The organism is Pseudomonas brassicacearum (genome assembly GCF_003732265.1).
GTDB lineage: Bacteria > Pseudomonadota > Gammaproteobacteria > Pseudomonadales > Pseudomonadaceae > Aquipseudomonas > Aquipseudomonas brassicacearum_D.
In genome coordinates this window covers 1-499 of sequence record NZ_MOBK01000088.1, presented here as the reverse complement: position 1 = coordinate 499, position 499 = coordinate 1, and the positions used below count along the sequence as shown (strand labels likewise).

1 protein-coding gene and 1 pseudogene are annotated in these 499 nt (G+C 62.1%); both read right to left on the bottom strand.

What is annotated here, in order from left to right; translation table 11 throughout:
* A partial coding sequence (locus BK660_RS30175; protein WP_185045258.1) for a DegT/DnrJ/EryC1/StrS family aminotransferase occupies positions 1 to 326 on the bottom strand: 326 nt, incomplete at its 3' end.
* A pseudogene (locus BK660_RS30170) lies at positions 323 to 499 on the bottom strand (UDP-N-acetylglucosamine 4,6-dehydratase (inverting)); the annotation flags it as partial. The gene BK660_RS30175 and the pseudogene BK660_RS30170, both read right to left, overlap by 4 nt.

Genomic DNA, 499 nt, shown 5'->3' with positions numbered 1-499 from the left:
AAGGCATCGAGGTTCCAGGTCAGCGGATCGATATCGACGAAATCGACCTCGGCGCCGCAATAACGCCCGCAATTGGCCGAGGCGAGAAAGGTGTTCGGCGTTGTCCACAAACGATCGCCCGGCCCCAGGCCCGCGGCCAGGCAGGCAATGTGCAGCGCCGCCGTGGCGTTGCACACCGCGACGGCGAAGTCCGCCTGGCACCGTTCGGCCATCGCTTGCTCGAAGCGCTCGATGGTCGGCCCTTGGGTCAGCCAGTCTGATTGCAGCACCTCGACAACCGCATCGATGTCTGCCTGATCGAGGCTTTGCCGACCGTAGGGAATCATACCGAGAGCTTCGCGTGCAGGTCAGTGATCTGTCCGACCGAGAGGAAGTGCGGGTTGGTGTCGGAGCGGTATTCGAAATCCTCGCTCACGGCACGCCCCTGCTCGCCAAGATTGTCGACGGCAAAATCGACATCGACGCTGGTAAAGCGGATCGATGGCTGGATGGTGTAGTG